The organism is Chromobacterium sp. W521, from assembly GCF_052805975.1.
The window spans coordinates 460,546-474,541 of the sequence record NZ_JBRBAF010000001.1 but is presented as its reverse complement, the minus strand read 5'-3'; the positions used below and the strand labels follow the sequence as shown (position 1 = coordinate 474,541).

General features: G+C 62.1%; 17 protein-coding genes. All 17 read left to right on the top strand.

The features are described from left to right. Positions 1 to 53 precede the first annotated feature (53 nt). The 17 genes from ACUXV1_RS02285 (at position 54) to fliR (ending at position 13,975) form a co-directional block, all read left to right on the top strand. Entirely contained in the window at positions 54 to 551 is a 498-nt protein-coding gene (locus tag ACUXV1_RS02285; RefSeq protein ID WP_446014212.1) for a low molecular weight protein-tyrosine-phosphatase, read from the top strand. Between the two features lie 70 nt (positions 552 to 621). Next, positions 622 to 1,329: a chemotaxis protein CheB gene (locus tag ACUXV1_RS02280; RefSeq protein WP_043592935.1), complete on the top strand. Its 708-nt coding sequence runs from the start codon at positions 622 to 624 to the stop codon at positions 1,327 to 1,329. Between the two features lie 22 nt (positions 1,330 to 1,351). Beyond that, the gene (locus ACUXV1_RS02275; RefSeq protein WP_043631056.1) at positions 1,352 to 2,728 is read left to right on the top strand and encodes a sigma-54-dependent transcriptional regulator; all 1,377 of its coding nucleotides are present in this window, start codon (positions 1,352 to 1,354) and stop codon (positions 2,726 to 2,728) included. A gap of 2 nt (positions 2,729 to 2,730) precedes the next feature. Beyond that, on the top strand, positions 2,731 to 3,051 hold the full coding sequence (fliE, locus tag ACUXV1_RS02270; RefSeq protein ID WP_019099998.1) for a flagellar hook-basal body complex protein FliE: 321 nt from the start codon (positions 2,731 to 2,733) through the stop codon (positions 3,049 to 3,051). 101 nt (positions 3,052 to 3,152) lie between these two features. Beyond that, complete coding sequence (gene fliF, locus ACUXV1_RS02265; RefSeq protein ID WP_231138208.1) at positions 3,153 to 4,847, top strand: flagellar basal-body MS-ring/collar protein FliF; 1,695 nt, start codon at positions 3,153 to 3,155, stop codon at positions 4,845 to 4,847. Further along, positions 4,840 to 5,838, top strand: a complete 999-nt coding sequence (gene fliG, locus ACUXV1_RS02260; RefSeq protein WP_043592937.1) for a flagellar motor switch protein FliG — start codon at positions 4,840 to 4,842, stop codon at positions 5,836 to 5,838. The genes fliF and fliG overlap by 8 nt, the downstream gene beginning before the upstream one ends. Beyond that, on the top strand, positions 5,819 to 6,649 hold the full coding sequence (locus ACUXV1_RS02255) for a flagellar assembly protein FliH (RefSeq protein ID WP_194426538.1): 831 nt from the start codon (positions 5,819 to 5,821) through the stop codon (positions 6,647 to 6,649). The genes fliG and ACUXV1_RS02255 overlap by 20 nt, the downstream gene beginning before the upstream one ends. After that, the gene (gene fliI / locus ACUXV1_RS02250; RefSeq protein ID WP_043631061.1) at positions 6,627 to 8,024 is read left to right on the top strand and encodes a flagellar protein export ATPase FliI; all 1,398 of its coding nucleotides are present in this window, start codon (positions 6,627 to 6,629) and stop codon (positions 8,022 to 8,024) included. Before ACUXV1_RS02255 ends, fliI begins: the two co-directional genes overlap by 23 nt. 9 nt (positions 8,025 to 8,033) lie before the next feature. After that, positions 8,034 to 8,483, top strand: coding sequence for a flagellar export protein FliJ (fliJ, locus tag ACUXV1_RS02245; protein WP_446014213.1), 450 nt, complete (start codon positions 8,034 to 8,036; stop codon positions 8,481 to 8,483). 103 nt (positions 8,484 to 8,586) lie between these two features. Then, positions 8,587 to 9,528, top strand: a complete 942-nt coding sequence (locus tag ACUXV1_RS02240; protein WP_081554981.1) for a flagellar hook-length control protein FliK — start codon at positions 8,587 to 8,589, stop codon at positions 9,526 to 9,528. Positions 9,529 to 9,634: 106 nt separating this feature from the next. Further along, entirely contained in the window at positions 9,635 to 10,159 is a 525-nt protein-coding gene (locus ACUXV1_RS02235; protein WP_019099991.1) for a flagellar basal body-associated FliL family protein, read from the top strand. Between the two features lie 5 nt (positions 10,160 to 10,164). Beyond that, on the top strand, positions 10,165 to 11,169 hold the full coding sequence (gene fliM, locus ACUXV1_RS02230; protein WP_043631067.1) for a flagellar motor switch protein FliM: 1,005 nt from the start codon (positions 10,165 to 10,167) through the stop codon (positions 11,167 to 11,169). Positions 11,170 to 11,195: 26 nt separating this feature from the next. Further along, positions 11,196 to 11,645 (top strand): flagellar motor switch protein FliN, encoded by a 450-nt coding sequence (gene fliN / locus ACUXV1_RS02225; RefSeq protein WP_052370265.1) that lies wholly within the window; start codon positions 11,196 to 11,198, stop codon positions 11,643 to 11,645. Between the two features lie 11 nt (positions 11,646 to 11,656). Further along, positions 11,657 to 12,115, top strand: a complete 459-nt coding sequence (fliO, locus tag ACUXV1_RS02220; protein WP_240314931.1) for a flagellar biosynthetic protein FliO — start codon at positions 11,657 to 11,659, stop codon at positions 12,113 to 12,115. Then, positions 12,112 to 12,858: a flagellar type III secretion system pore protein FliP gene (gene fliP / locus ACUXV1_RS02215; RefSeq protein ID WP_039753250.1), complete on the top strand. Its 747-nt coding sequence runs from the start codon at positions 12,112 to 12,114 to the stop codon at positions 12,856 to 12,858. The genes fliO and fliP overlap by 4 nt, the downstream gene beginning before the upstream one ends. 71 nt (positions 12,859 to 12,929) lie before the next feature. Continuing rightward, positions 12,930 to 13,199: a flagellar biosynthesis protein FliQ gene (gene fliQ, locus ACUXV1_RS02210; protein WP_019099986.1), complete on the top strand. Its 270-nt coding sequence runs from the start codon at positions 12,930 to 12,932 to the stop codon at positions 13,197 to 13,199. Next, entirely contained in the window at positions 13,199 to 13,975 is a 777-nt protein-coding gene (gene fliR, locus ACUXV1_RS02205; protein ID WP_043631070.1) for a flagellar biosynthetic protein FliR, read from the top strand. Before fliQ ends, fliR begins: the two co-directional genes overlap by 1 nt. The last annotated feature ends 21 nt before the right edge of the window (positions 13,976 to 13,996 follow it).

Genomic DNA, 13,996 nt, shown 5'->3' with positions numbered 1-13,996 from the left:
CGAGTCAGTGCTTGAATCCCATACTGAATAAAAATAGAGAGCCGAAGCCGTCCATGAGCCAGAACGATTGCTTGTCCATTTTGTTTGTTTGCATGGGAAACATCTGCCGGTCGCCAACCGCGGAAGGGGTGATGCGCGCCAAGCTCAAGAGCGCGGGCCTGGGGGCGCGGATGCGAGTGGAGTCGGCGGGCACGCACGACTACCATGTCGGCGAAGCACCGGACCGGCGGACCTGTCAGGCGGCGCTGCGCCGCGGCTATGACCTGTCCGATTTGAGGGCAAGGCAGGTGGATGGGCGCGATTTCGAGCGTTTCGATTGGATTTTGGCCGCCGACCGGCAAAATTTGGCTTTGTTAAATGCTCAATGTCCGCCATCCTATCGCGGCAAGCTGCATTTGCTACTTGAGCCGCTCCCCGGCGCTCCCCGCGATGTGCCTGACCCTTATTACGGCGGCGCTGGCGGTTTCGATACCGTGCTGGATCTAGTGGAAGCGGCTTGCGATGCTTGGCTGGCCCGCATTGCGGACACAGAGACGGAGCCGGCGCCATGAAGCCGTTTGACACGGAAACGCCGCGCGCGCGGGCTGTTTTTACAATAACCATAGAAAGCCAAGGACGCGTATGGGGCAGATGACGAGGGGAGCCTCCGCCAAGAAGCCGCTGGACGTAGTGCCCAGCCATAATGCGGACATCATCTTGCCCAAGCAGGCCGGTAAAATGCCCTTGGCCAGCCAGGCGGTGATCGTCATCGGCTCTTCCACCGGGGGCACGGAGGCCTTGCGCACCTTGCTGACCGCGCTGCCGCCCTCGATGCCGCCCATTCTGATCACTCAGCACATGCCGGAAATGTTCACCCATTCCTTCGCCACGCGCTTAAACACCTTGTGCAAGTTGACGGTGAAAGAAGCGGAAGACAATGAACGGCTGCAAAACGGCACCGTCTATATCGCGCCGGGCCATTCCCACCTGCTGATCAAGCCCGCGCCCACCATAGGCTACGCCATCGGCCTGCATGCCGGGCCGCCGGTCAACCGGCACCGGCCGTCGGTGGACGTGCTGTTCCGCTCCGCCGCCAATCTGGTGGGCAAGAACTGCATCGGCGTCATCCTGACCGGAATGGGCCGGGACGGCGCCAGCGGCATGCTGGAGCTCAAGCAGGCAGGCGCCTGGAATATTGCCCAGGACGAAGCCAGCTGCGTCGTGTTCGGCATGCCCAAGGAAGCCATCGCCATGGGCGGCGCGCATGAGGTGCTGGCCTTGGAGAGCATCGCCACGCGCCTGTCTGTGCTGGCCTCGCAAAAGCAACATCAAGCCGGCGGGTCGGCTTAACCCTCTGATAGAACAAGAAAACATGAAGTATCTCCCTATTTTGGTGGTGGAAGACGACGCCGATTTGCGCGAAGCCATCGTTGACACTTTGAGCCTGGCCGGCTACCCCACATTGGAGGCCGGCGACGGCGCCGCGGCCCTGGCCAGATTGAAAGAAGCGCCGGTGGGATTGATCGTATCCGACGCCCAAATGGCGCCGATGGACGGCTACACGCTGTTCGAGGAGGCGAAAAAGCGTTACCCCGGCGTGCCTTTCATTTTGATGACCGCATACGGCGTGATTGAAAGGGCGATTGAATTGCTGCGCGCGGGCGCCGCGCATTACCTGCTCAAGCCGTTCGAGCCGGCCAGTTTGATCGCCGAAGTGGAAAAGCACCTGCTGCGCATGCCTAGCGAAGCGAGCGGCGAAGTGGTGGCCGAGTCCGCCGCGATGCGACAACTGTTCGCGCTGGCCGGGCGTGTGGCCGGCAGCGACGTCAGCGTGATGATTTCCGGCCCCAGCGGCGTAGGCAAGGAGGTGCTGGCGCGTTACATTCACCGGCACTCCAAGCGCTGCGAAGGGCCTTTCGTTGCGGTCAACTGCGCGGCCATTCCGGAGAACCTGCTGGAGTCCACCTTGTTCGGCCATGAGCGCGGGGCCTTCACCGGCGCGGCCCAGGCCTTGCCGGGGAAGTTCGAGCAGGCCCAGGGCGGCACCATTTTGCTGGACGAAGTCACCGAGATGCCGCTGTCGCTGCAGGCCAAATTGCTGCGGGTGCTGCAGGAGCGGGAAGTGGAGCGGGTCGGCGGCACGCGAACCTTGAAGCTGGATATCCGCGTGTTGGCCACTTCCAACCGCGACCTGCAAGCCGCGGTGGATGCGGGCCAATTCCGCGAGGATCTGTATTTTCGCCTGAACGTGTTTCCGATGCGGATCCCCGCGCTGGCCGAGCGCCGCGACGATATTCTGCCTCTGGCACGAATCATGCTTAAAAAGTACGCAGAGGCCGCCGGAAGAAGCAATCTGATCCTGTCCGAGGATGCGGAACGTCATTTGACGGCCTATAGTTGGGAGGGTAACATCCGCGAACTGGAGAATGTGGTGCAGCGGGCGGTCATTCTTGCCGCCGGGGCGGAAATTTTTGCCGCCGACCTGCTGCTGGATCACGATTCCGTCGCGGCTCAGGTTACCCGGACAGCGTCTGAAAAAGACAATTCCGTGTCGGATGAAACCGACATGAAAACGCTAGAGAAACGCCATATTCTGGAAACCTTGACCGCGGTGGGCGGCGTCAAGAAGCTGGCCGCGGAAAAACTGGGCATCAGCGAGCGCACATTGCGCTATAAATTGCAGCGTTACCGTGATGAAGACGCTGCCGACGGATGTCAGGAGGTTCCAGATGGAAATGGCTTGGAGTAACCATGTCAGTGCCAAATATCGATCAACTGTTGGGCGAGCTGCGCACCGCCTCGGCCCTGGCCGCGGGCAAGCCCGCCGCTACGGCCCCGGAAGCGTCCCAGGTGGACTTCTCCGCTGTGCTAAAGTCCACCTTGGAGCAGGTGAACTCGGCGCAGCAGACTTCGCAGGAGATGCAGAAGCAATTTGAATTGGGTGACGAGGGGGTCAACCTGCAGGACGTAATGGTGTCGCTGCAGAAAGCCAGCCTGTCGTTCCAGACCATGGTTCAGGCGCGCAACAAGCTGGTCACCGCCTATCAGGAAATCATGAATACCCAAGTCTAGCGCTGCCGGACCCGACCAGCCGGCGGCGGTGGGCTCGAACCTAAAACCACTGTATGGCTGACCTGGCAGAAGAAAACGCTACGCCCGTTTGGCGAAGCCGCATGAATGAAGCGTCCGATCGCTTCAAAGCGCTTCCCAACAATAAAAAAGTCCTGTTCCTCGCGGCGGTGGCCGCTATTTTCGCCGTCATCGTGGGCGCGGTGGTGTTGAACCGCACGCCCAGCTATAAAATCCTGTTCTCCAATATCTCCGACCGCGACGGCGGCCAAGTGGCCGCTTCGCTGCAGCAGATGAACGTGCCGTACCAACTGGGCGAGGGCGGCACCATCTCCGTGCCCTCGGACAAGGTTTACGACGCGCGCTTGAAGCTGGCGGCGCAAGGCTTGCCCAAGGCCGGCGGCGTCGGTTTCGAACTGATGGACAATCAGAAGTTCGGCATCAGTCAGTTTGCCGAGCAAGTCAACTATCAGCGCGCGATTGAGGGCGAGCTGGCGCGCACCATTGAGGCGGTGGGCTCGGTGGAGAGCGCGCGGGTTCATATCGCCATCCCCAAGCAAAGCGTATTCGTCCGCGAGCAGCAGCAACCGACGGCTTCGGTGATGTTGACCCTGTTCCGCGGCCGCTTGCTTGACGCCGGGCAGATCGCCGGCATTCTGCACTTGGTGTCCAGTTCGGTGCCCAATCTGCCGGTCAAGAACGTCACCATCGTCGATCAGGACGGCAATCTCCTATCCAAGCAGAGCGGCCCGGATGAAAACTCTGGTCTGGATCAGCGGCAGCTGGGTTACGTGCGCCAGATCGAAGAGGGCTACGTCAAGCGCATTGAGGATATCCTGGAGCCCATTTTCGGAAAGGGCAACTCGCGCGCTCAGGTCACCGCCAGCGTCGATTTCGCCGAGGTGGAGCAGACCTCGGAAACCTTCAAGCCCAATTCCAGCCCCAATCCATCCGCTACCCGCAGCCAGCAGATCAGCGAAAAGCTGAATAACGGCGCGGCGCTGCCGTCCGGGGTGCCGGGAGCCTTGTCCAATCAGCCCCCGTCGGCCGCTTCCGCGCCGATCACGCTGCCGCCGGGCGCCGCGCCCGGCACGGCCACGCTGTCCGGGCAGACCATGGGCGCGTCCGGCGCCTTGCAACGCGACATCACCACCAATTACGAAGTCGACAAAACCATACAGCACACCAAGATGCCGCAGGGCGGCGTCAAGCGTCTGTCCGCCGCCGTGGTGGTCAACTACCGGCGCATGCCGGACAAGAACGGCGAGATGAAGCCGACGCCGCTGACTCCGCAGGAGGTTCAGCAGATCAATAATCTGGTCAAGGAGGCGATGGGTTTCAATACCCAGCGCGGCGACACCCTGAACGTGGTCAACGCCGCCTTCGCAGACGCCGAAGTGCCGGCGACGTTGCAGGAAAAAGTCACAGACTACGTGACCAGCAACGGCTCCAGCCTGATCAAGTATGGCCTGCTGACCATTGCCGTGCTTTACCTGCTGTTCGGCGTGGTGCGCCCCATCATGCGCGACCTGGTCAAGCCGCCGGCCCCAGCCAAGGGCAGCGAAGAAGAGGCCGCGGCGCAGGCCGCCGCCGCGGGCGGCCGCCTGCTGGGCGTAGCCGGGGAAGAGGGCGAAGAAGGCGCGGCCGGTCACGCCGGCGGCGCCGCGGGCGGCGGCGATCCGCGCGAAGCGCAGATGCGGCAATACACCACCAATCTGGAAGCGGTGCGTGAAATGGTGAAATCCGATCCGCGCATGGCCGCTCAGATCATCAAGGAATGGATAAGCGCCGATGAGTGAGAACGGAGTGCGCAAGAGCGCGGTGTTGCTGTTCAGCCTGGGTCAGGCGGAAGCCGTCGAGGTGTTTAAATACCTTGGCCCCAAGGAAGTGCAGAAGATTTCGCTGGCGATGGCGGCGATCAATAATCTGAGCTACGAGCAGATTGACGAGGTGGTCAGCGAATTCAAGGGCGAGTGCGCGGCGCGCGCCAGCATCGGCGCGTCCGACGAATACTTGCGCAATGTGCTGATCGAGGCGCTGGGGCCGGACAAGGCGGCCAACCTGCTGGACAAGATCATGCAGGGCAACGATCACAGCGGGATCGAAAGTCTGAAGTGGATGGATCCTTCTTCCGCCGCCGACTTGATCCGCAACGAACACCCGCAGATCATCGCCACCATTCTGGTGCATCTGGAGCCGGACCTGTCCAGCTCCATCCTGTCCTACTTCCCGGAACGGATGCGCAACGAAGTGCTGATCCGCACCGCCACGCTGGAAGGCGTGCAACCGCAGGCGCTGCGCGAGTTGAACGATGTGTTGACCCAGCTCTTGTCCGGCTCCGACCGCATCAAGAAGAGCGCGGCCGGCGGCATTGGCCTGACCGCGGAAATCCTCAACTTCATGGGGTCCAACGTGGAAGCCGCGGCGCTCAACTATATCCGCGAATACGATCCGGAGCTGGCGCAGCGCATTCAGGACAAGATGTTCGTGTTCGAGAACATTCTGGAAATCGACGACCGTTCGATCCAGACCATTCTGCGCGAAGTGCAATCCGATTCCCTGGTGATCGCGCTCAAGGGCACCAGCGCCGAGCTCAAGGACAAGATTTTCCGCAATATGTCGCAGCGCGCCGCGGAAATGCTGCGCGACGATCTGGAGTCCAAGGGGCCGGTCAAACTGTCCGAAGTGGAGGCCGAGCAGAAGGAGATTCTCAAGGTGGTGCGCAAGCTCGCCGACGACGGCCAGATCGTGCTAGGCAGCAAGGGCGGTGATGAAGGTCTCGTCGAGTAATCCCATCATTCCCGGCGAAGAGTTGGAGGGCTGGAGCAGTTGGAGCCCCAACGCGCTGGACGGCCTGACCCAGAGGCTGACGCCGGTGCAGCTGATGGAGCTGGCGCAACAGCGTCGCCGTCAACAGGAGCAGGCGCAGGCCGAGTCCGCCGTCGAGTCCGCTTCGGCCGGGGCGGAGGAGGCTGCCGACGCCGCGGACGGCGAGCGCGCGGTGAGCGGCTATCCCACCGCTGCCGAACTGGAGGCCATCCATCAGGAAGCCTGGCAGTCCGGCCATGAGGCTGGGCAGGAAGCCGGCCGCGCGGCCGGTTACCAAGAAGGCTTGACCGCCGGGAGAGAGCAGGGCTTGGCCGAGGTGCGCGCAGAGCAGGAGGCTCGCTTCGCCGAGGCCTGGCAGCCCTTGCAGCAGTTGGCGGAAGGGCTGGCGCAACAGATTTCCCGTTTTGAAACTGAGTTGTCCGCGGATTGGCTGGCCTTGGCGTTGGAGCTCGCCAGCCAACTGAGCCATGGGCTGGCGCGGCAGAACCCCTTGCTGATTCAGGAGCTGCTCCGCGAGGCGCTGGAGGACTTGCCGGCCACGCTGGCGCAGGCGCGTTTGCGTCTGAACCCGGCGGATCTGGAGGTGGCGCGAGAGTTTCTGGCGCAGGAAACGCCGGAAACCCAATGGCAATGGATTGAAGACCCCGAGGTGGAGCGCGGCGGCTGCGTGATAGACACCGCCGCGCTGCGGTTGGATCTGACCATGAGCACCCGTATTGCCGCCATGCGCAAAGCGCTGGGAATGGACGATGAGCCACCCGCAGCTGATTGAGCGCCAACGCGCATGGCTGCGCGACTGCGCGGACAGCGCGCGCGCCGCCAAGCTGTGGCAGCCCTGCGGCAAGCTGGTTCGCGTTACCGGCATGGTGATGGAGGCTGTGGGTCTCAAGCTGCCGGTGGGCAGCGCTTGTCAGGTGGCCTTGGCGGACCGGAAGCTTGTGGAGGCCGAGGTGGTGGGCTTTTCCGGCGACAAAGTGTTCCTGATGCCATTGAGCAACGTCCACGGCCTGCTGCCGGGCACGCCGGTGATGCCGCTGACGCCGCGGCACCCGCCGCAATTCGGCAAGACCCAAGCCCAGGCCGCCACCGACGGCGCGTCCGGCCGCATGGTGCCGGTGGGGCTCAGCCTGCTGGGCAGGGTGTTGGATTCGCTGGGGCGGCCGCTGGACGGCAAAGGCCCCATCCATCCGGATGCCTGGTTCCCGTTGCACAGCCAACCGATGAACCCGCTGGACCGATCGCCGGTGCGCGATGTGCTGGATGTCGGCGTGCGCGCCATCAACGGTTTGTTGACGGTGGGGCGGGGTCAGCGCCTCGGTCTGTTCGCCGGCTCCGGCGTGGGCAAGTCGGTGTTGCTGGGCATGATGGCCCGCTTCACCAAGGCCGATGTGGTGGTGGTGGGCTTGGTTGGCGAGCGCGGCCGCGAGGTTAAGGACTTCATCGAAAACATCCTGGGCGACGAAGGCATCGCCCGCTCGGTGGTGGTTGCCGCGCCGGCGGACATGCCGCCGCTGATGCGTCTGCACGGGGCGGCCTACGCCACGGCGCTGGCCGAATACTTCCGCGCTCAAGGCCTGGACGTGTTGCTGCTGATGGATTCGGTGACCCGCTACGCGATGGCGCAGCGCGAGATCGCGCTGGCCATTGGCGAGCCGCCGGTGACCAAGGGCTATCCGCCGTCGGTGTTCGCGCGCCTGCCGCAATTGATTGAGCGCGCCGGCAACGCCGCGGAGGGCGGCGGTTCCATCACGGGCTTTTATACGGTGCTGTCAGAAGGCGACGATCAGCAGGATCCGATCGCCGATTCCGCGCGCGCCATTCTGGACGGCCACTTTGTGCTGTCGCGAGAACTGGCCGAGTCTGGCCACTATCCTGCCATCGACATCGAGCAATCCATCAGCCGGGTCATGGTGGATGTGGTGCCTCAAGCGCAGATGGCCCTGGCTCGGCAATTCAAGCAGCTGTATTCCCGCTATCAACGTAACCGCGACCTGATCAGCGTCGGCGCCTACGTGCCAGGCTCGGATCCGGTGCTGGACGACGCAATGCGGCGCCAGCTGCCCATGGTCGGTTTTTTGACCCAGCCGATGCATGAGTCGCAGGATTTCTCTTCCAGCTGCGAACAATTGCAGGGCGTGTTGTCCTGAGGCTGAGGCGTGGCGGAAAGCAAATACCTGTTGTTGATTCGCTTGGCCGACGACAAGCAGAAAGCGGCGGCCGAGCGTATGCGGCTGGCGCAAAGCCGGCTGGCGGAGGCCCGTTCGCGCCTGGAGCAGCTGGACGCTTTTCGCGGCGAGTACCGGCAACGGCTGACCAGTCGCGGCGCGCAGGGCATCAGTGCTTTGCAATATCAGGATTTCCAGCGTTTTCTCGCTCGGCTGGACGAGGCCATGGTGCAGCAGCAGGGAGATGTGGAGCGCTGCACTCAGCGCTTCTTGCTGGAGCGCCAGGCCTGGCAGCATGAATACAAGAAGCTCAAGGCCTATGAAAAGCTGTTGCAGCGCGAGCAAGAGCGCGCCGCCGTGCGCGAGGCGCGGGTGCAGCAGAAGGTCAGCGATGAATTCGCCACCCGGCGGTTTTGGGACAGCACCCACGGCGAGGAGTAAGAACGTGTTTACAGCAGATGGCAAACAGGCGCTAAGGGCCTGTTCAAGCTTCGTGGCACGCTAGTTGCTTTACTGTTTGCGTCTTACTTGTAGAGAGTCGGCCATGACGACACCTGTGAACGCAGCCGCGGCCAATCCGGTCGGCGGCAAAGCCAATATGCCGGGGGGCAATCTGGCCACTGCCGGCGACACCGGCGCCGGCGATCTGTTCGCCAGCCTGCTGGGGCTGCAGATGAGCACCTTGGGCAGTTCCTTCTTGCCGGGCGCCAACGCCGATGCTTTGGCGGACGCAGGCCTGGACAAGGATAAGCCGGCCAAGAGCGAGGATGATCAGACTTCGGCGATGCCGTTGCCGGGGATGTCGCTGATGGGCGCCGCGCAGCAGCCCGTTCAGCAGCAGGCGACGACCTCGCCGCGGGCCAATGGCGATTTGCCAACCGGCGCCAAGCCCGTTGAACTCAAGCCCGACATCGCGGCGGCGCTGCCCGCTTCGCTAGCCAAAGCCCGCAATCTGTCGCTGCCGGCGCAGCAAAATTTGCCGGAAGACGGAAAAGTCTTGCCGCAGTTTTTGCCGCTTCAGGGGCATGAGCAGCTGGCGGCCAAGCCGGCTGCGCCCACGCCGGTGTTCACCGTGCAACAGCCGGTGACCGATCCCAACTGGGCCAAGGCCATGAGCGAGCAGGTGATGGGCATGGTCAGCCTCAAAGCCGACAAGGCGCAGATTCAGCTGAACCCGCCGCAATTGGGGCCGATCGAGGTGACGCTGAAGATGAACGGCAACGACCAGGCGCAGGTGTTGTTCGCGGCTGCGGTGCCGGCCACGCGCGAGGCGCTGGAAAACAATATGCATCGTCTGTCTTCCATGCTGGCCGCCGGCGGCATTCAGCTAACCGACGCGCAGGTGTCCAGCGGACAATCCGGACAGCAACAGCAGGCGTTCCAGCGCGGGCAATCGCAGCGCCAGAACGAGAACGCCGAGCCCGAGCCGATGGATGCATTGAGCAGCATCAAGGCGGCTCGCGGCATTCTCAGCATTTTCGCCTGATCATTTGTGATAATCTCCCCTGTTCAATTTGCATCTAAAATTAGAAAATATAGTGAAGAAATCGTTTAAGATTTCACTATGAACACCCAGTGAACAGGGCAGGTATATGGCAGAAGATAAAAAAGCGGAAAAAGCAGAGAAAAAAGCAGGGGGCGGCGGCGGTAAATTGATGCTGATCGTCATTATATTGCTGGTGCTGGTCTTGGCCGCGGTGGGGGGCTTGGCCGCCTATATGTTCACCAATATGAATAAGCCGGCGGCGGCCGGCGAACACGCCGAGCAGACCAAGGAAAAACCCAAGAAGAAAAAAGAAGGTCCCCCGATCTTCGAAAAACTGGATACTTTCGTTGTGAACCTGGCCGGCAACGACGGCTCCTTGCTGCAGGTGGACATGCAGGCGGAGCTGGCCGACGAGGAAGCCAAAAAGAAATTCACCGATTACGCGCCTAAAATTCGCAGCGCGCTGATCTTGCTGCTGTCGTCCAAGTCCGCCGTGGAGTTGGCCACGCCTGACGGCAAGGTGCGCCTGAAGGCCCAGGTCAAGCAGATCATCAATGAGTCGATGGACGCCGGCGAGGAGCAGCCGGTGGAAAGCGTGCTCTTTACTTCCTTCATCATCCAGAAGCAGTAAGCGGCATGGGCGACGATATTCTTTCCCAGGAAGAGGTAGATGCCCTACTCAGGGGCGTCTCCGGGGAGGATGAGGATGATGCCGGCGGCGGCGACGCCCAAGGCGTCCGCGGCTATGACATCGGTCGGCAAGAGCGCATCGTGCGCGGCCGCATGCCGACGTTGGAAATCATCAACGAGCGTTTCGCGCGCAATCTGCGCATCGGCCTGTTCAACTTTATCCGCCGCAACGCGGAAATCTCGGTTGGGCCGGTGCGGGTGCAAAAGTATAGCGAGTTCATCCGCAATCTGGTGGTGCCCACCAACCTGAACCTGGTGCACGTCAAGCCCTTGCGCGGCACGGGGCTGCTGATTTTCGACCCGGACTTGGTGTTTCTGATCGTCGACAACCTGTTCGGCAGCGACGGGCGCTACCATGTGCGGGTGGAAGGCCGCGACTTCACTCCCACCGAGCAGCGCATCATCCGCCGTTTGCTGGATGTGGTGTTCGTCGAGTGCCAGAAAGCCTGGGAGCCAGTGCATCCCATCGAGTTCGTCTATCTGCGTTCCGAAATGAACACCCAGTTCGCCAATATCGCCACGCCCACCGAGGTGGTGGTGGCGATGACTTTCCATATTGAGCTGGGCGCCGGCGGCGGCGATTTCCATATTTGTCTGCCGTATTCAATGGTGGAGCCTATCCGCGATGTGTTGTCCAGCACCATGCAGGCGGACCGCACCGAGGTGGATAACCGCTGGGTCAACCTGATGACGCATCAGGTGCAGGCGGCGGAAGTGGAACTGGTGGCGACCTTGGGCAAGACCAAGGTGACCTTGGGTCAGATTTTGAATTTGAAGAACGGCGACGTGGTGATGCTGGAGATTCCGGAGCGGGTGGAAGCCGACGTATCGGGCATTCCGGTGTTCGAAGCCAGTTACGGCACCGTGCAGGGGCGCTATGCGCTGAAGGTGGAGCAGGTGTTGGCCGGCGCGAATGATTTTCACGAGCCTCTGGGGGATAAAGAGCAATGAGCGAAGAAGAATTGCAAGCCGCGCAGATGGAGGCCGAAGCGGCCGCCGCCGCGGCAGCCGCTACCGGCGGAGCCGGCGGCGAGGAAGAAGTGTCGATGGACGACTGGGCCGCCGCAATGGCCGAGCAGGAAGTGGTGGATTCCGCTCCAGAGCCGGTGCCAGCCCAAAACTTGTTCCAAGAACTGGGCGCGAGCACCTCCGGCGCGGGCGTCCCGCAGAATCTGGACATGATTCTGGACATCCCGGTGCAATTGACCGTGGAGTTGGGCCGCACCAAGATCGCCATCCGCAACTTGCTGCAATTGGCGCAGGGGTCGGTGGTGGAACTGGACGGCATGGCCGGGGAGCCGATGGACGTGCTGGTCAACGGCTGTCTGATCGCCCAGGGCGAAGTGGTGGTGGTCAACGACAAGTTCGGTATTCGCCTGACCGATATCATCACGCCCGCGGAACGCATTCGCCGTTTGCAAAAATGACGAGGTCAGCCATGTTTGCGATGACGCGCCGTGCTGTGCAGGGCGCTTTTTATTTGGCGGCGTCCGGTCTGGCCGCTGCGGCCACGGCCACGGCAGCGCCGTCTCCGGCGGCCGCGCCGTCGCCGTTCATGAGTTTGCTGCAGGTCTTGTTCGGCCTGGCGGTGGTGCTGGGCGCCATCGTCGGCATGGCCTGGCTGTTCAAACGGCTTTCCGGCGGCATGCTGGGCGCCTCTAACCGCCTGAAGGTGGTCAGCGGAACCATGGTGGGGCCCAAGGAGCGCGTGGTGATCGTGGAGCTGGAGGGGGAGTGGTTGGTGCTGGGCGTGACGCCGCAGCAAGTCAATCTGCTAAGCAAGCTGCCGCGCCCGGAAGGCGCGGAAATCGAAGCGGCGCCGGCGGCGGAGCCTTTCGCGCGCTGGTTGAAGGCGGCGATGGACAAGAGCCGCAATAGCAAGGCGGGACCGCGATGAGGCCTTGTTTCCGATACGGCGCGCTGGTTTTGTTGGCGACGCCGTTGATCGCGGACGCGGCCGGTGGCTTGCCTTTGATGAGCAGCACGCCGGCGGCCGGCGGCGGGCAGAATTATTCGCTCAGCTTGCAGATGCTGCTGTTCATGACCGGGCTGACCTTCATTCCGGCGATGATGCTGATGATGACGGCTTTCACTCGCATCATCATCGTGATGTCGCTGCTGCGGCAGGCGATGGGCACCATGCAGTCGCCGCCCAACCAGGTGATCGTCGGTTTGTCGCTGTTCTTGACTCTGTTTGTGATGGGGCCGACTTTCGACCAAGTCTACGCCAAAGCCTGGGTGCCGTTCTCAGACGATAAGATCACGCTGCAACAGGCGGTGGACGAGGCCAGCAAGCCGATGAAGGCTTTCATGCTGCGCCAAACCCGGGAGAAGGACCTAGCCTTCTTCATCGAGATTTCTCAATCGGAAAAGCCGCAGACCAAGGCCGATGTATCCATGAAGACCCTGGTGCCGGCTTATGTGATCAGCGAGCTGAAAACCGCCTTCCAGATCGGCTTCATGGTATTTATTCCCTTCCTGATCATCGATCTGGTCGTGGCCAGCATCCTGATGGCAATGGGTATGATGATGGTGTCCCCGGTCACCATTTCGCTACCTTTCAAGTTGATGTTATTCGTGCTGGTGGACGGCTGGACCTTGCTGATGGGCTCGCTGGTGCAGAGCTTCTATACTGGCTGAGGCGGCATGATGGTTTGTGACTGGAAACGTCGCCGGGCGCTGCCCGGCGTTTTAGGCGAGGAGCGGGCGGCATGAGTCCGGAGCTGATCATCAATATCGTGCAGAACGCGCTGTACATCCTGATCATCGTCGCGGCGCCGGTGCTACTGGTGTCGCTGTTGGTGGGTTTGCTAGTCAGCGTGCTGCAGGCGGCGACTCAGATCAACGAGATGACGCTGACCTTCATTCCCAAGCTGCTGGCGATGTTTCTGGTGCTGGTGCTGGCCGGACCGTGGATGCTGAACACGCTGATTGAGTACACCACGCGGCTGTTCCAGAGCATTCCGCACGTGATCGGCTGATGCTCAGCATTTCCGATACGCAGATCAACGCGCTGGTGGCCATGTTCGTTTGGCCGTTCGCGCGCATCGTCGGCCTGCTGCTGGTGGAGCCGGTGTTCGCCTACCGCGGCGTGCCGCGCCGCTTCAAGGCCGGGTTCGCGCTGATCCTCACCGTGATGCTGGCGCCCTTGCTACCGCCGTTGCCGGCGGTGCCGCTGGTATCGGCGGAGGGAATGGCCATTCTGTTGCAACAGTTGTTGATTGGCCTGTCGATGGGCTTCGTCATGCGTATCGTGATTTCCGCGGTGGAAGTGGCGGGTTTCATCATGGGTTCGCAAACCGGCTTGGGTTTTGCCATGTTCTTCGACCCGATGCACTCGGCTCAAGTGCCGGTGGTGTCGCAGCTGTTGACCCTGTTCACCTTCTTGCTATTCCTGGCCTTCGACGGTCACCAAGTGGTGTTGTCCACCTTGGTGGAAAGTTACCGGGTGCTGCCGATAGGCATGAGCATGCCGGATCAGGGCATCAAGTCGCTTGCCCTGTGGGGCGGCCACCTGATCGAGTGGGGTGTCTGGCTGGCCATGCCGGTGATTGCGGCTCTGCTGATCACCAACCTGGCGATCGGGGTGATGACCCGCGCCGCGCCGCAGTTCAATATCTTCACTTTCGGTTTTCCGCTGACCCTGATGATAGGCTTCATCAGCATCTACCTGACCTTACCGATGATGGTGCCGGTGCTGGAGCAGATGTATCGCGCCGGTTTCGAGATGATGCTGGCCATGCTCAAGGCCAAGTAGCGGGGGCCGCCGCCCCTGTCC